General features: G+C 69.2%; 20 protein-coding genes. 4 read left to right on the top strand and 16 right to left on the bottom strand.

Translation table 11 applies throughout. The annotated features are described in order from the left end of the window. Positions 1–137 precede the first annotated feature (137 nt). On the top strand, positions 138–2,015 hold the full coding sequence (locus OG520_RS21915; protein ID WP_406014290.1) for a serine/threonine-protein kinase: 1,878 nt from the start codon (positions 138–140) through the stop codon (positions 2,013–2,015). Positions 2,016–2,294: 279 nt separating this feature from the next. Beyond that, positions 2,295–4,283, top strand: a complete 1,989-nt coding sequence (locus OG520_RS21910; protein ID WP_406014289.1) for an Ig-like domain repeat protein — start codon at positions 2,295–2,297, stop codon at positions 4,281–4,283. 125 nt (positions 4,284–4,408) lie between these two features. Here the strand turns inward: OG520_RS21910 and OG520_RS21905 are convergent, their stop codons facing one another. Both OG520_RS21905 and dnaN read right to left on the bottom strand, forming a co-directional pair. Further along, entirely contained in the window at positions 4,409–5,239 is an 831-nt protein-coding gene (locus OG520_RS21905; RefSeq protein ID WP_406014288.1) for a phosphotransferase family protein, read from the bottom strand. An 80-nt stretch (positions 5,240–5,319) separates the two neighbouring features. Further along, positions 5,320–6,465 carry a DNA polymerase III subunit beta gene (dnaN, locus tag OG520_RS21900; RefSeq protein WP_399329333.1) on the bottom strand — a complete coding sequence of 382 codons (1,146 nt, stop codon included), beginning with the start codon at positions 6,463–6,465 and terminating at the stop codon, positions 5,320–5,322. Between the two features lie 344 nt (positions 6,466–6,809). Between dnaN and OG520_RS21895 the strand changes: the two genes are divergently transcribed. Next, positions 6,810–8,288, top strand: a complete 1,479-nt coding sequence (locus OG520_RS21895) for a helix-turn-helix domain-containing protein (protein WP_406016539.1) — start codon at positions 6,810–6,812, stop codon at positions 8,286–8,288. 82 nt (positions 8,289–8,370) lie between these two features. Here OG520_RS21895 and OG520_RS21890 read toward each other — a convergent pair whose 3' ends face one another. The 13 genes from OG520_RS21890 to OG520_RS21830 form a co-directional block, all read right to left on the bottom strand. Next, positions 8,371–9,255, bottom strand: a complete 885-nt coding sequence (locus tag OG520_RS21890) for a glycoside hydrolase family 19 protein (protein WP_266417394.1) — start codon at positions 9,253–9,255, stop codon at positions 8,371–8,373. 302 nt (positions 9,256–9,557) lie between these two features. Continuing rightward, the gene (locus OG520_RS21885; protein WP_406014287.1) at positions 9,558–10,409 is read right to left on the bottom strand and encodes a glycoside hydrolase family 19 protein; all 852 of its coding nucleotides are present in this window, start codon (positions 10,407–10,409) and stop codon (positions 9,558–9,560) included. Positions 10,410–10,661: 252 nt separating this feature from the next. Then, on the bottom strand, positions 10,662–11,459 hold the full coding sequence (locus tag OG520_RS21880; protein WP_406014286.1) for a M48 family metallopeptidase: 798 nt from the start codon (positions 11,457–11,459) through the stop codon (positions 10,662–10,664). Positions 11,460–11,463: 4 nt separating this feature from the next. Then, positions 11,464–15,156, bottom strand: coding sequence for a type I restriction endonuclease subunit R (locus OG520_RS21875; protein WP_406014285.1), 3,693 nt, complete (start codon positions 15,154–15,156; stop codon positions 11,464–11,466). Between the two features lie 124 nt (positions 15,157–15,280). Next, entirely contained in the window at positions 15,281–15,547 is a 267-nt protein-coding gene (locus OG520_RS21870) for a hypothetical protein (protein ID WP_406014284.1), read from the bottom strand. Further along, positions 15,547–15,870 (bottom strand): hypothetical protein, encoded by a 324-nt coding sequence (locus tag OG520_RS21865; RefSeq protein ID WP_406014283.1) that lies wholly within the window; start codon positions 15,868–15,870, stop codon positions 15,547–15,549. Before OG520_RS21865 ends, OG520_RS21870 begins: the two co-directional genes overlap by 1 nt. Positions 15,871–16,053: 183 nt before the next feature. After that, positions 16,054–16,251, bottom strand: coding sequence for a DUF397 domain-containing protein (locus OG520_RS21860; RefSeq protein ID WP_406016538.1), 198 nt, complete (start codon positions 16,249–16,251; stop codon positions 16,054–16,056). Positions 16,252–16,255: 4 nt separating this feature from the next. Next, positions 16,256–17,110: a helix-turn-helix domain-containing protein gene (locus tag OG520_RS21855; RefSeq protein ID WP_406014282.1), complete on the bottom strand. Its 855-nt coding sequence runs from the start codon at positions 17,108–17,110 to the stop codon at positions 16,256–16,258. Between the two features lie 36 nt (positions 17,111–17,146). Continuing rightward, positions 17,147–18,358: a restriction endonuclease subunit S gene (locus OG520_RS21850; protein WP_406014281.1), complete on the bottom strand. Its 1,212-nt coding sequence runs from the start codon at positions 18,356–18,358 to the stop codon at positions 17,147–17,149. Continuing rightward, positions 18,348–21,065 (bottom strand): N-6 DNA methylase, encoded by a 2,718-nt coding sequence (locus tag OG520_RS21845; protein ID WP_406014280.1) that lies wholly within the window; start codon positions 21,063–21,065, stop codon positions 18,348–18,350. Before OG520_RS21845 ends, OG520_RS21850 begins: the two co-directional genes overlap by 11 nt. 102 nt (positions 21,066–21,167) lie before the next feature. After that, positions 21,168–21,902 (bottom strand): RloB family protein, encoded by a 735-nt coding sequence (locus OG520_RS21840; protein ID WP_406014279.1) that lies wholly within the window; start codon positions 21,900–21,902, stop codon positions 21,168–21,170. Beyond that, positions 21,902–23,170 carry an ATP/GTP-binding protein gene (locus OG520_RS21835; protein WP_406014278.1) on the bottom strand — a complete coding sequence of 423 codons (1,269 nt, stop codon included), beginning with the start codon at positions 23,168–23,170 and terminating at the stop codon, positions 21,902–21,904. The genes OG520_RS21840 and OG520_RS21835 overlap by 1 nt, the downstream gene beginning before the upstream one ends. 117 nt (positions 23,171–23,287) lie before the next feature. Then, entirely contained in the window at positions 23,288–24,571 is a 1,284-nt protein-coding gene (locus tag OG520_RS21830; protein ID WP_266417391.1) for an adenylosuccinate synthase, read from the bottom strand. 186 nt (positions 24,572–24,757) lie between these two features. On the opposite strand from OG520_RS21830, the gene OG520_RS21825 reads away from it, so the two are divergent. Beyond that, positions 24,758–25,615: a diacylglycerol kinase gene (locus OG520_RS21825; RefSeq protein WP_399329320.1), complete on the top strand. Its 858-nt coding sequence runs from the start codon at positions 24,758–24,760 to the stop codon at positions 25,613–25,615. Between the two features lie 59 nt (positions 25,616–25,674). On the opposite strand, the gene OG520_RS21820 is transcribed toward OG520_RS21825, so the two are convergent. Continuing rightward, positions 25,675–26,205: a GbsR/MarR family transcriptional regulator gene (locus OG520_RS21820; protein ID WP_406014277.1), complete on the bottom strand. Its 531-nt coding sequence runs from the start codon at positions 26,203–26,205 to the stop codon at positions 25,675–25,677. Positions 26,206–26,279: the final 74 nt, after the last annotated feature.

Raw genomic sequence — 26,279 nt, 5'->3', positions numbered from 1 at the left:
GTGCCCCGGACGCCCGGACCCCATGAAGACCCCCGAACCCGCAACCGGCCCGGCCGCGCGCTGCGTGGATCCCTATGATCGAGCGAGCCACGCCAGGAACCGCTCAGTTCACTCCCGGGGGAAGGACGTTCAGCGCCATGCAGAGCCTGACGCCACAGGATCCGCGTGCCATCGGCGCGTACCGGCTGCTGGGCCGGCTCGGCGCGGGCGGCATGGGCCAGGTCTATCTGGCCCGGTCCGACCGCGGCCGTACCGTCGCGATCAAGCTGGTACGCGGCGAACTCGCCGAACAGCAGGAGTTCCGCGACCGGTTCCGCCACGAGGTACGGGCCGCCCGCCAGGTCGGCTCCGCCTGGACCGCCCCCGTGCTGGACGCGGACACCGAGGCCGCCGTGCCCTGGGTCGCCACCGGATACGTCGCCGGGCCCTCGCTGCACGCCACCGTCACCGGCCGCTCGCGCACCCCCGAGGGCGCGGCCTCCGGCGCGTACGGACCCCTGCCCGAGCGTTCGGTCCACATCCTGGGGGCCGGTCTCGCCCGCGCCCTCCAGGCCATCCACGCCGCCGGGCTCATCCACCGCGATCTCAAGCCCTCCAACATCCTGCTGACGATCGACGGACCGCGCGTCATCGACTTCGGTATAGCCCGCGCACTCGACACCGTCACCGACGGCGGTGTCACCCGCACCGGGGCCCTGGTCGGATCGCCCGGTTTCATGGCGCCCGAGCAGGTACGGGGCGAGCGGGTGACTCCGGCGTGCGACGTGTTCTGTCTCGGCTCGGTACTGGCGTACGCCTCGACCGGCCGGTTCCCGTTCGGGGCGTCCGACAGCGGCGCGCACGCGCAGATGTTCCGGATCGCGCAGGAGGACCCGGACCTGACCGGCGTCCCCGTGGGCCTCGTCGAACTGGTCAGGGACTGTCTGCGGAAGGACCCGGCCGCCCGCCCGACGACGGACGCGATCCTGGCGCGCCTGGCCGGCGCAGACACGGCGGAACCCTGGCTCCCGGGTGCGCTGATCGCTCAACTCGGCCGCCACGCCGTGGAGTTGCTTGACTCCGAGGATCCGGAGGAGGCGGCGGAGGAGGCGGCAACGGCCGCACAGGCCCCCGTACCGGACGAGAGAGCCCCGGTGCCCGCGCCTCCCGCGGCCCCCTCGGACCGCCCCGTGCCCACGCAGCTCGCGAACCCTCCGGCCCCGTCCCCCGCGCCCGCCCCACCGCACGGGGCCCCCGCCTACGGCTACCCGCCGCTGCCCGCCCAGCCGCACCACGGCCAGGGCTTCGGCCCCCCGCAGAACCACGCCGGGTACGGATATCCACCACAGCAGCAACAGCCGTACCAACAGCCGCAACCTCAGCCCGGATTCGGCGCCACACCCCCGTACGGCCCCGCCTACCCCGCCGCCCCGCAGCCCGAGCCCGAACCAGCCCGCCGCGGCAGGGGCTCGTCCATCGCGCTCGTCGCCGTCGCCGTGCTCGTGGCCATAGGCGCGGGCGGATCCGTCTACGCGCTCATGAACGGCAGGACACCGGGTCCCACGCCGTCCGCCACCGACTCCCCGACCCGCCCGGACAGCTCGTCGGGCTCCCGGGCGGACGACGACCCGTCATCGCCGGACTCCTCCCCCACCGACGGCCGGCAGAACGGCGACGGCCCCATCCCGTCCGGCTACCTCGGCACCTGGTCGGGCTCCATCGACAACGCGGCCGGCCACTCCACCCGGAAGCTCGTCATCCAGCAGGGCGCGGTCGGCCGGAGCGTCCTCACCCTCACCGCGGACGGCCCGCTCGACACCGGTGGCACCTACCACTGCGTCTTCCAGGCAACCCTGATCGCCGAGCCGTCCCCGGGCGGTCCCGTCAAGGTCGGCCCCTCCACGGTCAGCGCGGGCGAGCCCATGACGTCCTGCACGGCGGGCAAGGCCACCACGCTCACCCTGCTCCCGGACGGCACCCTGCGCCGTGAGAACAACGACAGCGGCGAGCAGCTCACGTACACGAAGGACGACTGAGCCGACCGGACGGGCGGGTCGGATCAGGCTGCGCACCGTGAGGCCGATCCCCACCGCGACCGGCGCGGTCAGGACGCTCCCGTACGGGGTGCAGCGCCGCAGGGCCGGAAGGCGCCGCTCGCCCAGGGCGAACTGACGATGTGCGGGGTCGGGGAGCGTCCCGGCCCCGCAAATGTGTACGACTTGTGGACGCCATGACATACCCTGCGTTCCTGGGCCGCACCCCTCTCTCATCTCTGGGTGCCATGCGGCCCTCTCTTACCGTGGGGGTAAACCATTTTGCGTACGCGCAGAATCTCGACCGCGACCTCGCTCGCGGTCCTCTTCAGCTCAGTGGTTCTGGTCGGCGGGGCGGCGAATCCGGCCGCTGCCGACTCCAGCAAGGTTCTTCCCGCCGCTTCCGTCGGCGATGTCGTCGCGGACGGCGTGCACAAGCGGGTCTTCATCAGTGACCCGACCGGCGGCAAGGTCCTCGCCACCGACTACAGCGGCAACGTCGTCGGTACGATCCCCTCGCTGCCGGGCGTGACCGGTCTCGAACTGTCCGCGGACTCCGGCACGTTGTACGCGGGTGTGCGCGGCGCCGACGCCATCGCGGCGATCGACACCTCCGCCCTGGTGGAGTCCGCCCGATACGCGACCGGGGCGAACACCAAGCCCGCCTACCCGGCGCTGGCGGGCGGCAAGCTCTGGTTCGGCTACGGGGCGGCGGCCGAGGGCAACATCGGGTCGCTCGACCTCTCCGGTGCCGAGCCGGTCATCACCCTGGACCAGGAGCCGAACCGCACCTGGTACGCGGCGCCGACCCTGGCGTCCGCGGCGGGTGCGCCGGGCACGCTGGCCGCCGGCATCGAGGGCCAGAGCCCCACCCAGCTGGCCGTGTACGACGTCGCCTCGGGGACGGCCACGCGGACCGCGCAGATCTCCACCGACGGGGGCAACCTGCGTGACCTGGCGCTGAGCCCGGACGGCAAGCAGGTCGTGGTGGCCAGCGGCTACCCGTACCACCACCAGGCCTACCGGACCTCGGACCTCACGCCCGGGACCACGTACCCGTCCGACGCGTACCCGAACGCCGTGGACATCGCGCCGAACGGCACGGTCGCCGCGGGCATCGACGGCTCCTACGAGCCGGACGTGTACGTCTACAAGCAGGACACCACCAAGCCGATCCGGACGTACGACTTCCCCAACACCGGTACCAGCAGCGGATCCGACCTCCTGGTTCCGGCCGGGCTGGCCTGGGCGCCGGACACCAGCCGGCTCTTCGCGGTCACCGAGAACAGCGCGGGCGTCCGTTCGCTGCGGGTGCTCACCGACGCCGTGAAGTCCGCGACCACCGTCACGGTCAACGCCCCGGCGAAGTCGGCACTCAACAAGAAGCTGACCGTCACCGGCCGGGTCAAGTCCGCGGGCGCGTTCCCGGCGGGCTCGAAGGCCACGGTCACGCGCACCGACATCGAGTCGCCCAAGGGCAAGGCTCTGCCCTCGGTGACGCTCAAGTCGGACGGCAGCTTCTCCTTCACCGACACCCCGACCGCGGGCGGCCAGGTCACGTACAAGGTGTCGTACGCGGGCGACGCGTCCCACTCCGCGGCGTCCGGCTCCGACAAGGTCGCCGTGCCCCGGACGGTCACCTCGCTGACCCTGAACCACAACAAGGCGCTGTACTCCTACGGCACCGATGTGTCGTTCACCGCGCACCTCGGCAAGACGTACAAGAACCGCACCGTCGAGCTGTGGGTGGACCCGTTCGGGCCGGACAAGCCGAACAAGCTGGTGAAGACCGGCAAGGTCAACTCCAAGGGAAACCTGTCGACCACGGTCGACATGACCCGGGACGCCACCGTCACCGCGATCTTCAAGGGCGACGGCCGGTACACCTCGAAGAAGGTCACGTCGACCGCGTTCGCCAAGGTGAAGGTCTCGACCTCCGTCGCCAAGCAGTACAAGACGGCGAAGATCGGCAAGACGCCGTACCGGTACTTCCACAAGAAGACCAACCCGGTCTTCACGACGACGATGACGTACTACAAGAACCGCGCGCACAAGCTGTCCCTGGAGATCTACTACCAGGGCAAGTGGTACGACGCGGGCTCGCAGTACTTCAAGCTCGGCACCAGCGGGAAGTCCATCGTGACGCTGACCGGTACCCATGACACGGGCTACCGGATGCGCGTCCGCGCCTCGTACGTCAACGGCACCTCAAACGACACGGTGAACTCGACCACGCACGGCGCCTGGCAGTACTTCATCTTCACGAAGTAGCCGGACAGCGGGCCGGTCCACGAGCGGACGGCATGCGTGCGGGGCCGGGCGGATCGCCCGGCCCCGCACCCGTACCCGCCGGCTTCCGCCACGTTCGCGCCGACGCCTGGTCACGCCCGCGCCGGTCAGCCCAGCAGCTCACGCAGCCGGCCCGCCTGTCCCTCAGCCGTACCGGGCGGGTTCCTGCGATGCGCGGGATCTTCGAACGAGAGGATGAACAACCAGGTCAGCGCGAGCAGACGACGGCACTCCCGCAGACGGCTGCGCTCCTCGGCGGTCAGATCGAAACAGTCGAGGAAGGCCACGGCGTCGAGACCTCCGTCGCTCCAGCCGGAGACATGCTCGGTGATCTCCGCAAGTTCGAAGGCGCGGTCGCTGCGGCCGGAGTCCTCGAAGTCGACCACCCGTACCCGGCAAGCGTGCTCGTCCCAGAGGTAGTTGGCGAGGTTCCCGTCGCCGGGGCCGAAGACCGGTGCACCGGGGACGTACGGCCCGGCGGCGAGGCCCGACCGGTCCAGCCAGGCCATGCCCTCGCGCAGCGCCGCCCGGACCGCCGCTCCGGCAGCCGGTCCCGGCCCCCGACCGTGCCAGGTACGCAGCCGGGCGATCAGCCCGGCCTGGTGGTCCGGACGCATCGGCACCCGGGCAAGGCGGTCGTACGGGACCGCCGCGTACAACGCGTCGAGCGTCTCGGCCATCGCCGCCATCCGCACCGCGTCCACCGGAGATCCCCGCAGCGGAACCCCCGGCACCCGTGACATCACCACCGCCGGCGGAACGGCCTCTCGATCGACGGCGATCGGTGCGGGGGCGAGGCCCGGCGCATGGGCATCCAGCAGGGTCAGGGCCCGCCACTCACGGTCGAGCAGAGCACGGGCGTCGCCCTTCCGGTACCGCTTCGTCACGTCGTCACCGCGGATCTCGACCACATGGGTGCTCCACCGCTCAGAGTTCATGACGCCGATCCTGCCAAGCGGGGCGCGTACGGCCCACTCCTTCCGGGCTGCCGTCCCGGAGGGACACACCCGACAGGCTCTCAGACCAGCGGCTTGGCCGACATCAGCAGGTGCTGGTGGGCGGGGCGGGAGTCCTCCGCGTCCGCCCCGGGCGTCCGGCCGGTGACCATCGCCCGCTGGCCGGGGCCCATCAGCTCGAACCTGATCACAGGGGTGCCGAACGAGCCCAGGGCATCCATCAGATACGCGGGGTTGAAGGCGACCGTCAGCTCGTCGGCGCCCTCCAGGACGGCGGGCAGTCGCTGGGAGGCGACGTCGTCCTCGTAGCCCGCCTGGAGCAGCACCGAGCCGTCGGAGAAGGCGAGGTGGAGCGGGCTGCCGCCCTCCGCGACCACGGCGACCCGCTTGACGGCTTCGACCAGGGGCGCCCGGTCCGTCTCCGCCGTGACCGCGCCGGTCATCGCGAACAGCTTGTCGTGACGCGGCAGTCGGCCGTCGAGCAGACGCACCGTCGTACGCATCCCGGCCAGCTCGAAACCGGCCGAGCCGCCGTCCAGCGCGAGCCGGACCAGGCCGCCCCGGCCGAAGGAGCGGGCGATCTCGGTGAGCCTGCGGGCGGAGACCACGACATCGGCCGAGACATCGGCCGGGACACCGTCCGCGCCATCGGCCGCGCCGGGCTTCCAGGCAAGGGTGCGCACCGCGAACCGGTAGCGGTCCGTGGCGGCGAGCGTCATCGTGTCGCCGTCCAGGGACAGCCGGATGCCGGTCAGGGTCGGCAGCGTGTCGTCCCGGCCCGCCGCCACCGCCACATGGGCGACGGCCGCCGCGAACTCGTCCGCGTCCACCTCACCGAGCACCTCCGGCAACGACGGCAGTGCCGGGTAGTCGTCGAACGGCAGCACCGAGAGGCCGAACCGGGCACCGTCGCTCGCCAGCGAGAACCGTGAGCCCTCGACCGCGCACTCCACCACCCTCTCGGGCAGCACCCGGCAGACATCGAGCAGTCGGCGGCCCATGACCAGCACCTTCCCGGCCCGTACGGTCTCCGCCTCCACCTCGATACGGGCGGACGCCTCGTAATCCAGCCCCGAGATGCGCAGCCGGCCGTCGGCCGCCTCCAGCAGCAGCCCGCCCAGCACCGGAACGGGTGAGCGCGTGGGCAGCACCCGGGCGGCCCAGGCCACGGCATCGGTCAGTGCGCTGTGCTCAATGCGGAACTCCATGGCGGCGGCCTCTCCCGGTCGACTCCGGTCACGGTCGTGATCGTGAGCCGACACTAGGGGCCGCCACTGACAACGGAAGAAGAAGAACGGTTGCGGCCGACGCGACAGCGGCCACCCCCGTGAGCCGCTGCTGTCGCCCCCTACCCCTCCCCCGAGGGTGCCGCAACCGTGTTCGGACTCTAGGTCCTCGGGTAGGTACCCGGAAGCTTCAATTCGCACCGTGTGGGCCGTGACAGGTATCAGTCCGCACAATCAAACCGGTAGCCTGCATTCCGGTTTTTGGGCAGGAGCGCAGGAGCGGAGGATCTGTGCACGCGCGGGAACGGGCCGATGACGTACTGCGGATGTACCGGCTGGCCCGGTCGGGCGGGACCCGGGAGCTTCTGCACTGGGTGTCCGGCCGGGCGGCGGGCTGGGCCGGGCTGCTCGACGCGGACGGCACCGTGCTGCACGGCGTGACCCGCAGCGCGGACGGTACGGGCGTCGAGTCGGCCGCGATGGCGGGCGAGTACGCGAAGGGCCTGTCGGGGCTCGACGCGCGTTCCTTCGCCTTCGACCGGGGCCCGCACACCGCGCTGCTGTTCCCGCTGGACGGCCCGCAGGACGCCGCCGCCCCGATCCTCGCCGTGGTCGCACCGCGCCCGCTGCCGGACGGGCTCGCCATCCTGCTCTCCGACGTGGCGATGCCGCTCGCCATGTGCTGGGCCGCGGAGGCCGTGGAACGCAAGCGGCGCCGCGTCGACCTCGCGGAGTCCCGCAGCCGGGAAGCGGTGCTGCATCTGCTCATGACGGGTCAGCTGTCCATCGCGCACCAGGTGGCGGGCGCCCTGAAGCCCACGCTGCCCGACCCCGTCCGGTTGTACGTCGTGGAGTGCCCGAGCGGCCGCCGGGACGAGGTGGCGCGGATCTGCGCGGAGCTCTCCGGCGGCCGGTCCTGGATCGTCCGGTGCCCGGTCTACGCGCGCCATCTGATCCTCGTCGTGCCGGCGGACGCGGACGCGGCCGAACAACGACTCGGCCTCCGGGTCGCCGAAGTGGTGACCGAGTGCGTCGTGGGCGTGAGCGAGGACGTACCGCTGCCCGACACCGCGACCGGCTACCGGCAGGCCTTCCACGCACTGGCCGTGGCCCGTGGGCTGCCGGACCGGCATGCCCGCTTCGGCTCGGCGCCGGATCCGGCCGTGGCCGCAGGGGCGGACGGCGCACGGTGGGCGGACGAGCTGCTGCACCCGCTGCTCACCTATCTGCCGCGGCGCGGCCAGGACCCGGGCAGCCAGGAACTCGCGGCGACGCTCGCCTCCTGGCTGGCGTTCTCCTCGCACGCGACCCTGCACCTGAAGATCCACCGCAACACCCTGGCCGCCCGGCTCCGGCTGATCGGCGAACTGCTCGGCCTCGACCTGAACCGGGTCGGCGACCAGGCCGCCCTCGACCTGGCCCTGCGTATCCGCGCCACCCCCACCGGGACCGCGGGGGCCCGCCGGGAGAAGAAGAAGGCTCGGCGGTCCCTCGGCCTGGACGACATCCTGCACACTCCGGCCGTACGGGAATGGGCGGCCCAGCAGCTGCGCCCGCTCACCGAACCCGACACTCCCAGGAGCGCCACGGACCCGCGGGACACCCTCCGCGCCTGGCTCCGCTGCGAGGCTCACCTCACCCCGACAGCCGCGGTGTTGGGCATTTCGGTGCCGGGGGTCCGCAAACGTCTCACCCGGCTCGAATCGGTGCTCGGCCGCTCACTGCTCCAGGCGCCCAGTGCCCGTTACGACCTGTGGCTCGCCTTCCGGTCCCTGGACGCCACGGGAGCGGACACCGCCCGGTGAACCGGAGAGGGGGCGCGTCCGGCCGGGCCGGACACGCCCCCGTCGGGTGGGGGTCCACCATCGCGGATCCGCGGAATGCGGGTCAGCAGCTCAGATTGGAGCCGGGTGTGGTGCCGAGGATCGATACGAACGCCTGGTAGCGGTCGATACGGCTCTGGACCTGGGCGGGATTGCCGCCGTTGCACTCCAGGGAGCCGTTGATGGAGCGGATCGTCTCGCCGAACCCCGCCCCGTTCACCATGGCGTTGTGGGCGGTCATGGTGCCGGGGCCGTTCTGGGTGTTCCAGTACCAGAGGCCGGTTTTCCAGGCGACCGAGGCGTTCTGCTCGACCAGGTACGGATTGCCCAGCAGATCGATGCCGAGGGCGTCACCGGCGGCCTTGTAGTTGAAGTTCCAGCTGAGCTGGATCGGCCCGCGGCCGTAGTACGCGGACTGGCCGGCCGGGCAGCCGTAGGGCTGGCTGCTGTCGCAGTAGTGCGGGTAGTTGGCCGTGTTCTGCTCGACCACGTACACCAGACCGCCCGTCTCGTGGCTGACGTTGGCGAGGAACGCCGCCGCTTCCTGGCGCTTGACGGTGTCGCTTCCGGTATTCGCGAAGCCCGGGTAGGCGCTCAGGGCCGCGGTCAGTCCGCTGTACGTGTAGAACGGATTCCGGTTCGGGAACATCTGGTTGAACTGCGCCTCGCTGACGACGAAGCCGGACGGGGTGCCCGGGTCCGTACCGCCACCGCCGCAACTGCCCTGGTCCGCCCAGACGTCGGAGCTGCCGGGGGTCTCGTTCTGGGTCCACCACTTGGCGGTCCAGTTGTGTCCGTTGTAGGAGGCCGATCCGCCGCCGGTGTAGACGGACGAGGAGTTCCAGGGTGCCGCGCAGTCGGCTGCCGCGGCGGTGGTGGCGGGGAGAACGACGACCATTGCGACGACCGCGCCCAGCGCGGCCAGCAGGCCCATGATGCGTCTGATCATGCGATCACTCCTTCGGTGCGGCGCAACGAGCCGGCCGGTGCGCCGCCATGGGGGGTTGACGGTCACTCAAGCGCCGCTGGTCTGCACCTGTCAAGGTCTGGACCAATAGGGGGAGCCCTTCCCGACGGAGCGTCCGCAGGCGGGCCGCCGGCACGTCCACACCGCCATCCCCGCCCCCAACAGGAGGAATTCCGCGTGGAGTTCATCCGGATCATGCGACGCACCACGGACGGAGCCGAAGGAAAAACTCCGACCCCGTCCAGCATGCGGAACGCCGGACCCGGCGGCCCGGCGGCAGGCCGTCAGCAGCCCAGCCGGGAGCCCGGCGCCGTACCGACGATGCCGGTGATCCGTTCGTACTTGGCGACCCGGGCGGCGACCGAGCCGGGGTTCCCACCGTCGCACTCCAGGGAGCCGTTGAGCGAACGGATCGTCTCGCCGAATCCCGCACCGCCGACCATCGCCTCGTGCGAGGTCATCGTGCCGGGGCCGTTCTGGGTGTTCCAGTACCAGAGGGCCGTCTGCCAGGCGACGGACGGGTCCTGCTCGACCAGCCAGGGGTTGTTGAGGAGATCGAGGCCGAGCGCGTCGCCCGCGGCCTTGTAGTTGAAGTTCCAGCTGAACATGATCGGGCCCCGGCCGTAGTAGGCCTTCTGTCCCGCCGGGCAGCCGTACGGCTGGCTGTAGTCGCACTTGCGCCAGTAGTTGGCCTCGTTGATCTCCTTCACGTACTGGAGCCCGACCGACTCGAAGTCCGCGTGGGTCAGGAACGCCGCGGCCTCCTGGGCCCGCGTGGTCGGCGTGCCGGTGTTCGCGAAGCGCGGGTAGGCGTGCAGGGCGTCGATCAGGCCCTGGTACGTGTAGAAGGGATTGCGGTCCGGGAAGATCTCGTCGAACTGCGCCTCGCCGATGACGAAGTCCGAGACCCCGCCCGTACAGGCCCCCTGGTCGGCCCAGACGGTCGTGGCACCCGGATTCTCGTTCTGCGTCCACCACTTGGCCGTCCAGTTGCGGCCGTGATGCGCGACCGTGCCGCCCTGCGTGTAGGCGGTCGACGAACTCCACACGGGCGCACACTTCGGGGCCGGATCCGCGGCGGCGGAGGCGGAGGCGGTGGGGAGGAAGGCGGCCGTCGCAACGACGGAACTCAGCACGATCAGAAGGCCCTTGATACGTTTCAGCGCTGCTCACTCCTTCGGCAGGGCACGCCGAACACCTCAGCGGGCCGTCTGGACGTCCCACCACTCAAGCCCCAATGGTCTGGACCTGTCAAGGTCTGGACCATTGGCCCGCGCGCTCCGGAACAGGAGGGCGCCACGGACACCTGCCGTGCGCGACACCGAAGGGGCTGCGGATCTGCGGCGAGGACTGCGATACGGATCCGGCGGAACGAACGCCGGAAACGATCAGGCGAGGTCTCCCATCCACACCCGACGACCCAGTTCGTCCAGCTCGGTCTTCAGCCGACGGCATTCCGGCAAGGCCCTGCCCAGCAGACGCCAGTATTCGGGACCGTGCCCAGCGACCCGGACGTGGGCGAGTTCGTGCGCCACCACGTAATCCACCAGATGGATCGGCAATTGGAAGACCGCCCAGTGCAGGGAGATCACCCCGTTGTCGTCCGCACCGGCCCGGTAGCTTCCCCACCGGTGGCCCAGGTCCCGCACCCGTACCGTCGGCTCGGGAACGTCCATCCGGGCGGCCCAGGGCTGCAGACGCCCCCGCATCCAGCGCCGCCCCGCCCTGCTGTACCAGTCCGCCATCGCCTTGCGGGCGAGCACCGCATCGGCCGCGACCGTACGGTCCAGCCGCAGTCTTCCGGCCACGAGGCGAACAGCGGGGACCGGGCTGCTTTCGTCGGGCGTGTTGTCGACGACGAGGAGCCGATGGTCCCGCCCGAGATACCGGTGGATCTCGCCGTCTCTGAGAGACCTCTTGGGATGGAGCTGGCGTCGCTCCTCGCTGAGCCGGGCCTTGGCCTCGATCCAGCCGGAGCTGGAGCGTACGAAGTCTTCGGCCCGCAGGACCCCGCACCCCTTGGGCACGTGCAGGGTGAGCGACCTGTCCCGCTCGACGGTCAGGCCCAGACGCCGACGACGGGCACTGATCCGGACGCTCAGCTCCCGCCCGTCAACGACCAGTACCCCGTCCTCGGTGAGCGCGGGCTCACCGAGGGGAGACACCGAGTCGGGGAAGTGGGGCATACAGCTATTCTCTCCGCACCTCGGACCGGAACGCTTCCAGGTGCTGCGTGGCGTACCCAGCGAGCGTCGAGGCGAGCCTCTTCACCTCCTTGCGCCCTTCGCCTCTCTGGCGGTACCCGATCTCACGCAGCCGCGTGTACAGGCAAGCCTCCAGCCAGGCCACGTGAGCGGCCTCGCCGCCGAAGGAGGCCAGGCTCACCCGGCTGGTGATCTCGCCGTACACCTCGGCCACGACCCGGCGCAGTTCCAGCGGTGCCGGATCGTCCAGCACCTCGCTCTCTGCCAGCTTCTCGCCGAGCAGTACGTAGAGCCGCTGTTCCATGGGGCTGAGGTCGGCAACGGCGGGGTCGGCCTCCTCCGCCTGCCGGGCGCGCTCGACCAGCGGCCCCAGCTCACGGACGATGTCCTCCCAGCGTCCGGCGAACTCCTCCAGCACCCGCTCCAGCTCCGCCGACAGCTGCCGGTACACCGCCCGGTCCTCCACCGCCTGCCGCTCCTCCAGGTGGTAGCGCAGGCCCTGGACCTGTTCGGCCGCGGCCTCACGCACCGGAAGCCGGCCGACCACCTCGTCGAAGTCAGGAGCGAGGATCGACACGGGCGGAACGGCCTGGTCCACCTCCTGTGCCTCCAGGTGGTCCGCGATGAGCGCCCGTACCTTGCGGCCGTAACCGCGCATCACGAAGCCGCCGCCGGTGTCGTCGCGGTAGTGACGGCGTACACGCATCTGAAGAACGCTCCACGCCCGCGCCTCGGGGAGGAACTCCAGGGCGTCCTCGTGCGGCAGGACCCGGTCCACCGCGCCCAGGAACTCGCCGAGCGTGCGGTCGAAGTCCGCCCGCCGTGCGGGGTCCGAGAGCTCGAGCACCGCCTGCGCCAGTCCTGCTCTCGTCGTGAGGCCGTCCGCGTCGATCCCCACTGCCTCCAGGAACGCGCGGAACTCCCCGGCCGTCCGGCCGAGCTCCGGCAGCTCTTCGGACATGTCGCGCAGCGAGTCGAGAGCGCGCGGGTTGCCCTGGTAGGCGGCCAGGGTCACGGCGAGGTTGTTCAGTACGCCGTAGTAGTCGACCACCAGCCCCTCCGTCTTACGGCGGGCGGGCCGGTTGACTCGGGCGATCGCCTGGAGCAGTTCGGCGTCGCGGATCGGCCGGTCCAGGTAGAGCGCCTGCTCGATGGGGGCGTCGAATCCGGTGAGCAGCATGGACTTCACGATGAGGAAGGCGACGGGCGGCGGATCGGCCGCCTCATCGCCCCAGACCAGATCGCTCCAGGGGTTCATGCCGCCGACGGAACCGGCGGGAACCGGATTCGGCTCGGCGGGCGGCGTGACCGCCCAGGGATTGTCCGGAGGCAGTTCGGGGAACGGCTGGAGGAACCGGGCGATGTGCTCGCGCTGCTTCCTCTCGTCGGTCCACTCGCGCCATCTCCCGGACTTCTGTTCCGAGCCGGCCGAGATCACGGGCACGAAGTCGATGCGTCGCAGCAGCTCCTGGAACTGCCAGGCGCGCAGGAGAAGCGATTCCTCGCGGGTGTACGTCTCCGGAGCCCTTCCCCGGAGGGACTCCCGCCGTCCGCTTCGGTCGAACTCTTCGACGCGCAGGAGCAGTTCGGTGCGCGCCTCCTGGAAGGCATTGCGGTAGAGAACGGCTGCCTTCCTGCTGACCACAGCCACCTGTGCCTTGAACCCGCCCGTCAGCGGGCCGGTGACGTAGTGCTCCAGCATGTCGGCAGCCTTGCGCCAGATCAGCGGCGGCGACTCGGCCACGGCGCGCTTGGACGGGGTGCTGTACTTCGCCCGTACGCGCGCCCTCTCGGTCTCGTCCAGCGGTTCGATCAGGTCCTCGAAGCACTCGTCCAGCTGCTCCTTGTCCCGCACCTCGGCCTTGGTGGCCCGCCCTGCGTAGCGCACGGGCACGACGACCTTGTCCCGTTCCGCCTCGGTCATGCGGTACGTATCGAGGAACTCCGGCTCCCCGCCCGGTGTGGTGCTCGGCTCCAGGCCGAAGATGCGTCCGGTGTCGGTGAGCCTGCCCTCCATGAGCGGAGTACCGGTGAAGCCGACCCTCGCCGCGTTGGGGAGGGCCTTGCGCAGGCAGGCGTGGAGAACGGAGGTGTGGGAGCGGTGGGCCTCGTCGACCAGGACGAGGACCCGGTCCGAGTCGCTGCACTCGGGGAAGATCCTCGCGGCCTTGCGCAGGGTCTCCGCGTCCGGTGCGGGGTCGGCGACCTCCTGTGCACTCGCACCGGCTGCTGCCTTCGCCCGCCCGGCCTCGAAGTCCCCGTCGAGCGAGCGTTCCTCGCCGCCGGTCGTGTCACTCGTCCCGTTGTCGACACGGACCAGATCGCCGAGGAACTTCTGGATGGTCGCGAAGATCACCGCACGCCCGCCGTGGCGTCCGGCCCGGCCCAGCAGGCTCTCCAGGTCGGTCCGGGACTTCGCTTCCCGTACCTCGGACTCACTCAGCGCGACAGCCTTGCGCAACTGCCGCTGAAGGTCGATGCGGTCCGTGACGGCGACGATCGTGATGCCGTTCAGCGCGGGGTCCGGGCTCGCGTGCAGCCGCCGGGCGAGGAACTGCATGGTGAAGCTCTTGCCCGCGCCCTGGGTGTGCCAGATGACACCGCCGCGCTCGTCGAGGTCCCGGCCGGTGAGAGCGCGGCTCCGGCGCGTATGCAGCCGCTCGACGATCTTCTCCGTCGCCCGGTACTGCTGATGCCGGCAGACCACCTTCGCCGTCCGGGGCTCCACTGCCTGTCCCCGCCGTTTCGCTCCGGTGCTCTTGTCGTCACCGAGCGGCTTCTCGAAGACGTAGTGCCGGACGATGTTGAGCAGATTGCCGGGCTTGAGGACGATCGCGGTCAGCTGCTGTTGGAGGGTGGGCCGGGCCTTCGCGTCGAGGAGCCCCCAGCCACGCAGCTCCTGCCGGAGATGCTCCGGCTTCGCGTAGTCCGAACTGATGCTGCGCCACAGCGCGTAGTGCTCCTCGGAGGAGGAGTACGTCCCGAGCGCGGCTTCCGTCCCGTCGGCGGCGATCAGCAGCTGGACCGGCGCGAACAGGTGCGGGACGCCCCGCAGCGCGCCCGGTCCGCTGCGGGTGTCGTCGCCCACCGGGCGCCCGGTGTAGGCGCGCAGGTCGCGGATGGCCTTGCCCAGCGGGTCACGGACATCCGGCGACTTGCACTCGATGACGACGAGCGGGATGCCGTTCACGAAGAGCACGAGGTCCAGCACGGCCGGCTTGCCGTCCGCGTCGCAGACCCTCAACTGGTCGACGACGAGGTAGTCGTTACGGGCCAGGACCTCTTCCCGGGTGCCCTCCAGCGCCTCGTACGACCAGTCGACGAACCGTGTCTTCACGTCCCGCTCGTCCGGGCGTGCGTGCAGGAAGCCGTCCAGGAGGAGCTGGGTCGCGTCGCGGTTGGCCTGCGGCAGCGACTGCGCGGACACGTGCCGTGCGGCGGCGCGCAGCGCGAGGACGGCCGGGTCGGTGTGCGCGTCGTCCGTCATCCACGAGGAGTTCCTGCGCACGGCTGCCCGCAGCCGCCGGTCCAGCAGGACGTTCTGGAAGTCGTCGCGCTCGCCCGCGTCCTTCAGCCGGGCGCCCTCGATGTGCTGCCACCCCATCGCCTTGAGATGCGCCAGCAGCGGCCACTCCGCCTCGACCTGCTCGGTCGTCCCCTCGACCACTTCGGCGACCATCCCCCGTGCCTCCCCGCGTACTGGCGAACCCGTGCGAAGGATCCATTGTGCGCCAGGGCGGGGCGGGCACGCGGGCCAGGCCCCGCAACGGAGCTGCGGGGCCTGGCAGATGGAGATGGTCCGCTCAGGTCTGGCGGCGCGTGGTGAGGGTGGTCTTGCGACAGTCCGGCCGAGCCGAGACCGGGTTGATGAGGGCGGCCGTGTCGTCGTCGAGCGCGTAACAGAGCTGGGCGTGCAGCGTCTCGGCCTCGGCGGGGGTGAGACGGAGCGCGGCATCGGCTTCGAATGCGCCGTCGCGACGCAACCAGAGATCGATGGCGAGCGACCCGTCCGCCTCCCGCCGCACGGGCTTGCTGGGCACCCGGCTGACGCGTACCTGATCCACACTCATCAGGCGGCCCTCCTCGTCGTCGCGAGCACCAGGCTGCCGACGCTGTGCGCCTGCCCCACCCCAGCCACGACGACCAGCCCGTCGAGCGCGAGCCGCATGGCGGTGCGGTGGGCGCGGCGCCCGGGGTCGATGGGGCGGGGGCTTTGCGCGTACGGGAGTTGGGGGCGGGGGTGGGGATGAGCGCCGATGCGGGGCGCGGGGGCCGACGGGGGTACGGGAGTTACAGGAGTGGGGGCACGCAGGACGCGCAGGACGCGGGCCAGGAAGGGCAGAACCACCTGCACGAGTGTTCGTGGCAGGCAGGTACGGATACGGTGGAACATGCTGACGCTCCTCTGAGGCGTTGGCCATGCCCCGGGGTGGTAACGACACCGCCGGGGCGCATTGCGTCTAGGCGGTAGCCACACAGCTACCACCAGTCACCAAAGAGTAGCGACAAAAATGCTGCCGCATCAACATTGATGCGGCAGGAAGTGGATTGGCATATGCGGCAGAAGAGGCTCCCGCTACACGAGATCGTCGAACTCGCCGGCCTTGGCCCCCTCCAGGAAGGCCGCCAGCTTGGCTGCGGTCGTCCGGATGACCACCGCGGGATCGTCGCTCTCCCTGACGAGGACGCCGCCACCTACAACAGCAAGCTCCAGACAGTTCCCCGACTGCTCCGAGAACGAGGACTTGCGCCACTGAATTTCCACGATCCTCAGGCTTTCATAGCTCGTTCAGCACTCTGCGGATGAAGTCGCGCGAACGCTCCGGTTCCAGCGAACGCGTCTCCATACGATCCAACACGGCACGGTAGTTCGTCAGATGGGTCTCGGCATCGAGGAACGTGATGCTGTTCGGCACATCGATCTGCACGGTGTCCAACTGCCGGACCGGCCCGCTCGCGTACATCGTCGAACTGCCCGCACTGGGGAACCCGCCCGCGGCGAACGGGATGACGCGCAACGTCACGGAGTCCCGCTCGGAGTACTTCAACAGGTCCTCCAGCTGCCGCCGCACAACAGCACGGTCGCCGAAGAGCATCCGCAGGGCAGCTTCATGGAGGAGGAACGAACAGTCGGGCGGATTCGGGCGGTCGAGCAGGGCCCGGCGCCGCGTCCTGAAGTCCACCTGCAGATCCATCGCTTCCGGGGTCAACGGCGGGACAGCCTCGCCGAAGACGGCGCGGGCGTAGTCCTCGTGCTGCAACAGACCGGGCAAGTGCGTGATCTGCACGTGCCGCAGCGATACGGCGTGATGCTCCAACTCCACCAGGTCCAGCATGAATGAGGAGAACGAGTCCCGGAACTCGTCCCACCAGTTCGACCCGGCGCGCTCCCGGGCCATGTCAGCCAGGGCATCCACGTATGTGCGGTCCGGGCAGGAGTAGTTGGAGGCCCACACGCGTACGCGGTCGGCGCTGACACCGAATCGCGCGGACTCGGTGTTACTGATGGCGGTCTTGTCCACGCGGTGCAGCGCGGCGGCATCGGTCAGGGAGAGCCCGACGTGCTCGCGCATCCGTCGAAGCTCGACCCCGAGCCGCCGCTGACGGGCGGTGGGCGGCTTCCGAACGGGCATGGCTCTTCCTTTTCTACGCTGACCAGGTTCAAACCTTCAAGCTTGGGCCACTGCCGAACTAGCGACACCCAGCAGGTCACCCGTGAGACCTTTTCTCAACTGAGCCAGCTTAACTACCCGCGCTTGACTCTCGAAAATTGCCAGGTCGATTGCTTCAAGCTTTTCGAGAAATTCCGACTGCTCGCCTGAATCCATTTTCGGGATCGGACAAGAAAACACATCAGACCGATTGATACTTGCCTGCGAAACAGCCGGTTTCGTTCGGCTTGCGAAATGGGCTCGGACAACGGACCCAGAAAGCCAAGCCTCGACGATTTTCGGATGAATCTTAGAGGAATCGATCCGGCATCGCATGATGTTCGACTCGAACAGAGTGGCCTCGACAAGATCAGACACCACCGTGGACTTCCCAACGAGACCAGGGGTGTTTACTCGATTGATCAGAACATCCCCGACCACAATCCCGTACCTGCGCACCTCAGAATCAGAAACTTTCACACGCAGCAAGCCACGAGTCAAATTAGAGGGTCCACCATCGAAGCTGTTGATGCGAACAATTGGCGTACCCGACTCGCCATAGTGCCCTTCGGGCTTGTAAATACCGTTCCGAGGGCCGTCGACGATAATATTCACCATGGGCACATATTCGAAACGGGAGATCTGCTCAACGAGGACTTTTCGAATGGTTCGGAGCTTCGCAACCTCTTCCAGTGCAACCTGCTCGGAACCGGTGACCGCATCCAGGATCTCAACGATTCGGCACTGCCCTCGCCGAGGGACCAGCGGAAACATCATCCTCGCGAAGCGACTCCCACCCAAGTGAGAGATACTAGTCTTCTCCGCCACCCTCGCAAAAATACCCATACGACGCCAGTTAACAAAGACAGCTTGAGCGTACTCGGGCACCACACTCCCACTCGCGCGGAAGCGAATGAGAGTGTTCTGGAAACAGATCGAATCAGGCATGCCATCATAAACGGCACTACGCCCGACATTCGTCAGACTTTCCTGGCCTTCATTTAGAAGAATGTCTCCCGGGCGAAGGGAATAGATCACCTTTTCCGCATCCGTAAACCCCATAGAGTTTACATCTCGATAGTCGATGCGCCCCTCAAAGACGTTAGCAACGCGCAGATAAGGCATCTGCCCAGGAGCATCCTTGCTGGCCGGCGAAAGCTGCTTCCCCATCCGCACCTCACCGACCTCCCCCACGGGGACCCAGCGAATCTCGTCCGGTTCAGCCGACATAGCCCAACTCCTCCAGGAACCCTTCCAGCCGCTTCGACGCAGCCGCACGCCGCGCCTCGATGTCCCGCAGCGACACCAGGTACTTCCGCTCCCACCCCACGTACACGTCGATCAACTCCCGCCGACGCCGCACCACATGGCCCTCCAGCTTCGCTGCCAAGTCGTCCCGGAGGATGCCGAGCACAATCTCGCGCGCACCCGCCTCGCCCAGCGCGTCCCGTACCTCATGCAGACCGGGCGTAGGCCGCTCCTCTTCCGCATCGGCGTCGGCAACCGTCACGTCCAGTGCCGTCTGCTCAGCGGCGGCAGCAGCCGCAGGCTCCGCCGCCTTCGCCTTCTTCGCTGCAGCGGCGCGCGCACCGGCCTTCGCGGCGCCCCCCAACCCGTCCAGCGGATAGAACACCTCCTCCAGCGCCTTCACCGCCTTGCCCGCCGCAGTCCGCTCCTTCTTCAGCTTCTTCAGGTCCGGCTCGCTGAGCAGAGCGTCCGCCACCGCCGGATCAAGAGACCCGGCCTCGTCGTCATCCCCCACCGCGCCCGCCGCCGCAGCCGCCCGCGCCGCCTCCGCCTCCTCGGCCGCCTTGACCTTCACGTCCAGCTTGGCCTTGAGCGCGTCCGCCTCGGCCAGTTCGCGCAGGAAGTCCGGGGCGATCCGGGCCACGACCTTGTGGCCGTACGCCTGACGCCGCTCCGAGCCTGACCGCTTGCGCGCGCCGCCGGTCCATGGGTTCGGTTCCGGCTCCAGCATTGCTTCGACCGTGTCGACCCAGCCCTCGACGACGCCCTTGAAGCCGTTGCCGGCCAGGGCCTTCAGTTCGTTCCTGGCGTCCTGCCACCACCCGGCGACCGCTCCCGCAAGCGCGTACTGATCCAGCAGGTCCACGTTGAGCAGCAACTTGCGGAATGAGTCGATCAGGTCGGCGCGCAGCCGGGCGAGCTGAGACCGCTTCTCGAACTCCGTACGGTCGTCGTCCTTGTAGGGCGCCAGGGACGCGATCTGCTCCGTCTCCACGGCCCACCACTTGTCGAACGCGTCCCACAGCTCCCGCTCCCGGCCCTCGGCCAGGGCGGTCAGCCGTTCGGCGTCCGGCCGCTCGTCCTCGGGAAGGAAGTCGACGTACGCGGAATCGGGCCCGCGATCAGCGAACAGGTCGGTCGCCCCGACCCGGTAGGCCTCCAGCAGCTTCGCCTTCTCCGCCGCCGCGATCTCCGCCTTCGGCACCCCGCCCGACAGATGCGCGCGCACGTCCTGCGGCTCGGGCGGCGGGGTGTTGTCCACGTAGCGGCGGATGTTGAGGTTGTAGCCGTTCTTCTCCAGCTCCTCCCGCTTCACCCAGCGGGCGAACCGCGGCACGCCCACCCCGTCGCCCACCTCGTCGTGGAACGTGGAGACGATCTTCTCCACATGCTCCGGCAGCAGCACGTTCTGTGCCCGCTCGGAGTGGAACTCGCGGTCGGCGTTGATGAACAGGACCTTGCCCTGCCGGTCCGGGTACTTCTGGCCCCTGGCACGGAGCACCAGCACGCAGGCGGGGATGCCGGTGCCGTAGAAGATGTTGGACGGCAGACCGATCACGGCCTCCAGCAGGTCGTCCTCGATCAGCCGGGCCCGGATGTCTCCCTCCGCACCGCTGCGGAACAGCACACCGTGCGGCATCACGGTGAAGACGGAGCCGCCCCGCCCCTCCACCATGTACAGCATGTGCTGGAGGAACATCAGGTCGGCCTTGCCCTTCTCCGACGTGTAGCCGTACTTCATACGGCCGTCGAGATCGGGCAGATCTTCCGCGCTGTAGTCCATGGAGAAGGGCGGGTTACTGAGCACCACGTCGTACGACTTGTCGACGTGCAACGGGTTGGTGAGCGTGTCACCGGTCTTCAGGTCGAAGTCGCTGGCGCCGTGGAACAGCATGTTCATCGTGGCCATCACCCACGACCCGTTGTTGGCGTCCTGCCCGGCCAGGGCCAGGTCCTCGGTGTCGCCGCCGTGCTCCTCGATGTACTCCTTGGTGTGGATGAGCATTCCGCCGGAGCCGACACACGGGTCGTAGACATGCTGGTTGGCCTGCGGCCGTGCCAGTTCCACCATCATCCGCACGACCGCACGCGGGGTGTAGAACTCGCCGCCCTTGGCGCCCGCCGAGTCGGCGAAGTCCTTCAGCAGGTACTCGTACGCGGCGCCGATGACGTCCGGGAACTCGAAGTCCTCACCGCGCAACCGCAGGCTCCCGAAGTGGCCGATGAGCGCGGCGAGCCGCTTGTCCGCGAGCTTGGCCGCCGATGTTCCGGTGCCGCCGCCTCCGCCGATCCGGTTGAAGTTGACGTGTCCGAACAGGCCACGGAGCCTCTCGTTGCCCTTATGGCCCTCCAGGGCGTCGAGGGCGGGCTGGAGGTAGCTCGTGGCCACGTCGTCCACCGCACCGGCCAGCCGGGCCCAGCGGGCCTGCTCCGGGACGTAGATGATCCTGACGCTCGCGTAGTGGGAGGGCTCGTCCGCCTCCTCCTCGGCCTCTTCCCTGGACGCGCCCTGCGCCAACTCCTGGGAGATGATCCGGTCGCGGGCGGCGTCGAACTCGTCGTTCGCCCGCTTCAGGAACAGCAGCACCAACAGGAAGTCGCGGTACTCGGCGGCGTCCATGGTGCCGCGCAGGATGTCCGCCGCGGCGAAGAGATGACGCTCCAGTTGATCGAGCGTGAGCTTGGCCACGGATGGACTCCCTGATGGTGTGGTGCTGGTGATTACGGAAGGACGGCAGCGGGTGACAGATGGCGGGCCACCCGGCCGATCGCGGACGTACGCCGACGCAGCCTAATAGCCGCTGAGGAGAAGTCCCTCCTCGACGAAATTCGAGACATCGGTGTACGGATCCCACCTCTCGGGATTGACCGCTTCGACGCGATTGTTGATCGCCTTCGCGTATTTCTTGGCGTCCTTGTAGCGCTGCCCGTCCTTGCTCAGCACCTGCTCCTCACGCATGTGCTTCGACTGCTGCTCGGAGACGGTGCGGATCTGGCGCCCGTACGTGGCCGCGAAGCCAGGGCGGGAGCGCAGCCGGCTGTTGGCGTCCGTGCAGACCCCGCCGAAACTGCTGGTGTAGTTCGTGTAGTGGAGAAGCCGCCAGAGCTCGAAGCAGGGGTGCGAGTAGGCAACCCTCACACCTTCCTTGTCCGCGAGCCTCTTGGCCTCGGGGATGTTCAGGTGGTCGTCGCGGTCGAAGAGCACCCACACCTGGGGATAGTTCCAGTCCCCTTCCTTCAGCCCGGCGTCCTTGGCTTCGCGCTCGACCTTGCGCAGGGTGCGGACGGCATCCTTGACCATGGCGTACGGCTTGCGGTGCTTGCCTACGGCGTTCTCGTTCTCGAAGTGGTGCTCGACGCTCTCGCCCGGCTTGGCGAGGGTGCCCTTCTTCGCGATGATGTCGATGTACTCGGGCTCGGTGACCTCGCCCTCGGTGAAGATGTACACCTGGCGGGCACGGTTCGTACGGCCCTTCGCCCCGCCCTTCTTGCGGGAAACGCTGTCCCCTCCCCTTGGCCTCGCCATCAGACCTCTTCCGCCTCCATCCGCGCCAAGTCGTCCGTCCGCATCAGCCGTCGCCCGATCTGCCCTTCGGAGACCTTCGGAACAGCGCCGAAGGACCCCGCGAGGTACGAGGCCATCAGGTCCTCCTCGTCCGTGGGCTCCCAGTCCGCGACCGACGACAGCTCCGTCGCGCCGCGCTCGTCCTTCTCGGTGAGCCACAGCTGCCCCGGCTCCAGGAGCCGGCCGCCGCCCGGTGTCCGCAGGAGGGAGGGATCGTGACCGGTGAAGACCAGCTGCGCGCCCTTGGGGTTCACCCACGGTGCCTGGAAGAGGCGTACGACCTCTGCCGCGAAGCGCGAGTGCAGGCTGGCGTCCAGTTCGTCGATCAGCAGCACCGCGCCCGTGTCGAGGGCGAGCAGGAGCGGGCCGATCAACGCGAACCAGGAACGGGTGCCCCAGGACTCCGAGGACCAGTCCATCGCCGTGCGCTCCCCGCCGCCCGCATGGATCAGATGTACCAGTGGGCGTCCCGACGACGACTGCTCGACCTCCACGCCCACGATGCCGAGATCGGCGACCCGCAGCAGTTCTTCGGCCCGCCGCCGGAAGTCTTCGCTCCGCAGCAGTTTCATGGCCGTGTAGTTCTCGCGCTGGGTGCGCTCGGTCTCGGGAGTCACGTCCCAGAGGTTGTTCTTGAACCAGTCGAAGACCGGGGTGAGCTGCTCGTGGCCGTCGTTCGCGGCGCGTGTCAGGAGGAGGGCGTCCTGCCTGGTCGTACGGGCCAGGCGCGTGCGGTCGTGGAGCCGGTCGCCGGGAAAGTCGAAGACCTTGTCGCGATCGGCGTCCCGGTCGAACCAGACCTGGCGGCGGCCCTTGGGGTACGCGTAGAGCCATTCCGCCTCGACCCGCCGCGCGCCCAGCTCGAATCCGTACGTCCAGCGGACGCCGTCACCGAGGACAAAGTCTGCCTCGCACAGGGACGTCTCCGACGCGGCCTTGAGATCCAGCGCGAACTCATCACGGGGAATGCCGTCATAGGACGTCCAGTCGGCATAGGAGCGCAGGACCGCATGACGCATGTTCTTGAGCGCGGCGATCACATTGGATTTACCGGAGGCATTGGCTCCGAAGATACCGACGACGGTGTGGACGGGAAGCCGGCTGTCGTCCGAGAGGACAAGTTCACGCGCCGCGGCCTGTTCCCTCTCGCTGCCCTCGGACGCGACGAACGACAGTTCCTGCTCGTCGCGGAGGGACCGGACGTTCGCCACCCGGAATCTCAGCAGCATTCTGGCTCCTTCATGGCGGACAGACTAGTCACACCATCCGGCCCGCGTACGCGGGTGTGCGGCGGCGATCGACCCGTAACCGGTCGGCCGCCGCCGCGATGCTCCCCGCAGGATTCCCTACAGGAAGGAATTGATCTCGATGGTCTCGGTGCGGCCGGGGCCGACACCGATCGCGGAGATCGGGGCGCCGGACATCTCCTCCAGCGCCTTCACGTACGCCTGCGCGTTCTTCGGCAGGTCACCGAAGGTCTTGGCCTTCGTGATGTCCTCGGACCAGCCCGGCAGCATCTCGTAGACCGGCTTCGCGTGGTGGAAGTCGGTCTGGCTGTACGGGAGTTCCTCGACGCGCTTGCCGTCGATCTCGTACGCCACGCACACCGGGATCTGCTCCCAGCCGGTCAGCACGTCCAGCTTGGTGAGGAAGAAGTCGGTGAGACCGTTGACCCGGGTCGCGTACCGCGCGATGACCGCGTCGAACCAGCCGCAGCGACGGTCACGGCCGGTGGTGACACCGCGCTCGCCACCGATCCGGCGCAGCGCCTCGCCGTCCTCGTCGAGCAGCTCCGTGGGGAACGGGCCCGCGCCGACGCGAGTGGTGTACGCCTTGAGGATGCCGATGACCCGGCTGATCTTCGTCGGGCCCACGCCGGCACCGGTGCAGGCGCCGCCCGCGGTCGGGTTCGACGAGGTGACGAAGGGGTACGTGCCGTGGTCGACGTCGAGCAGCGTGCCCTGACCGCCCTCGAAGAGGACGACCTTGCCCGCGTCGATGGCGTCGTTCAGGATCAGCGTCGTGTCGGCGACGTACGGCTTGATCTGCTCCGCGTACTGGAGCATCTCCTCGACGATCTTGCCGGACTCGATCGCGCGCCGGTTGAAGACCTTGGCGAGGAGCTGGTTCTTCTGCTCCAGGGCCGCCTCGACCTTCTGCTCCAGGATCGACTCGTCGTAGAGGTCCTGGACGCGGATGCCCACGCGGTTGATCTTGTCGGCGTACGTCGGGCCGATGCCTCGACCGGTCGTGCCGATCTTGCGCTTCCCGAGGAACCGTTCCGTCACCTTGTCGACCGTGACGTTGTACGGGGTGATCAAATGGGCATTGCCGCTGATCAGCAGCTTGGACGTGTCCACGCCGCGGTCGTTCAGCCCACTCAGCTCGGAGAGCAGGACGGCCGGGTCGACGACGACACCGTTTCCGATGACCGGGGTACACCCCGGCGAAAGGATTCCGGAGGGGAGGAGATGCAGTGCGTACTTCTGGTCACCGACGACCACCGTATGGCCGGCGTTGTTGCCGCCTTGGTAACGCACCACATAGTCCACGGATCCACCGAGGAGGTCGGTGGCCTTTCCCTTGCCCTCGTCACCCCACTGAGCACCGAGCAGCACAAGTGCGGGCACAGGCGTACACCCCTTCCGGGCGGGGCATGTCCAAGGTCAGGGGGCGTACGTAAACGTCGTACATGCCGTACGACGATGTACGACAAGGCCTGAACCGTCGAACCGGGTGCCCCGGAATAGACGAAGCCCCTGGCGCAATAGCGCAAGGGGCTCTTGCACCAAGATGCTACCCGAGGAAGGACCGAGGTGTCGGCTGCCCAGCCCCCCGGCGACGGTGCGCACCAGCTGCTGGTGGTCATCGACCCGGTCGCCCGCCGGACCGACGGCGAGTCCGTGCGTATCGCGAAGGACGTGCTGAGCGCCGGTTCGCACGCCAAGATCTGCCTGCCCGACGGGCCCGAGGAGTTCGCCCGTGCCCTGGCCCGCCGGGGCGGTCGGCGGCCGGTGGTGGTCGGCGACGACCGCGCGCTTCGGCGGGCGGTGGCCCAGCTGCACCGGGAGCGGGAGCCGGCCGGGAGCGTTCTCTCGCTGATCCCGGTCGGCAGTGCGGCCGCGCTGGAACTCGCCCATTCGCTCGGCGTGCCCATGGGCGCGGTGGCGGCGGCGCGCACCGCGCTGGACGGTGCCGTGCGCAGGCTCGACCTGCTGGTCGACGACAGCGACGGCGTGGTCCTGGGCGCGCTGCACATCCCGGCCCTGAGCACGCTGTCGGGCGCGGCGGCCACGCACACGGGGGTCACCGCGGTCTGGGACACCTGCCGCAACCTGGTCCGCACGCTGGTGCGCCCCACCCCGGCGACGCCCGCCGCCCCGCCGCCCACGCACCGGCTGCGGGTCGAGGCCGACGGTGTCCTGCTGAACGATCTGGACCGCCCGGTCGAATCGGTGACCGTGACCTCGCAGGGCGGCGACGGGGGCCTGGCGGAGGTGGTGATCCGCCCGCCGGCGGCCGACCCGGAGACGACGGAGGCGAAGGCCGTCACGGTCTCGGGCGCGGACTTCCGCTACCGGGCGGACATACAGGTCGGCGGCCCGGTCCGGACGCGGACCTGGACGGTGCGGGCGGGGGCCTGGGGACTGATGCTGCCGGTGGCGGAGGGGTAGCGTCCGGGCACGGGGGCCGGACCGGACGCCGGACCACGCGGACGGGCCCCGCGCGCCCGTCAGGCGTCCGCGTGCCCATCGCCGGACGGGAGGTCGAGCGTCTTGCGTTGCTCGCGCCAGCGGTCCATCAACCCGCCCAGCTCGTCCTGAAGGAACTCGAAGAACGCCGCCGTCTCGACGAGCCGGGCACCGGCCGGGGTGTCCTCGCCCAGGGTGCGGGCGCCTTCCTTGAGGGTGCTCTCCCAGCGGGTCAGCACCCGGTCGCGGCTGACGAAGGTGGTGTACCAGACCTCGTCGTGCACGCGGTAGCGGTCGCGGCGCGAGCCCGGCTCGCGCTCGCGGCCGACCATGCTGACCTGCGTGAGGTAGCTGACCGCACCGGACACGGCCGCCGGGCTGATCTGCAGCGCCACGGCGAGCTCGGCGGAGGTCATGGAGCCGTCGTCGTCCGCCAGGAGTGCGGCGAAGACCCGGGACGCCATCCGCTGCATCCCCGCTTCGGTCATGTCGGACGCGAACCGCTCCACGAACCGCGACACGGCCTCCGCGTCACGCCCGGAGCGCATGCTCTGTTCGGTTTCGCTGGTCATCGCCCGATCGTCTCCCCTGCTTTCCCGGCCCCCGCCATGACGTCAACTTTATACGCTTCTTTAACTTCACAAAT

It is taken from the genome of Streptomyces sp. NBC_00984 (genome assembly GCF_045162475.1).
Classification (GTDB): domain Bacteria; phylum Actinomycetota; class Actinomycetes; order Streptomycetales; family Streptomycetaceae; genus Streptomyces.
Note: the sequence above shows the minus strand (reverse complement) of the source record. Positions and strands in the feature narration are given on the sequence as shown.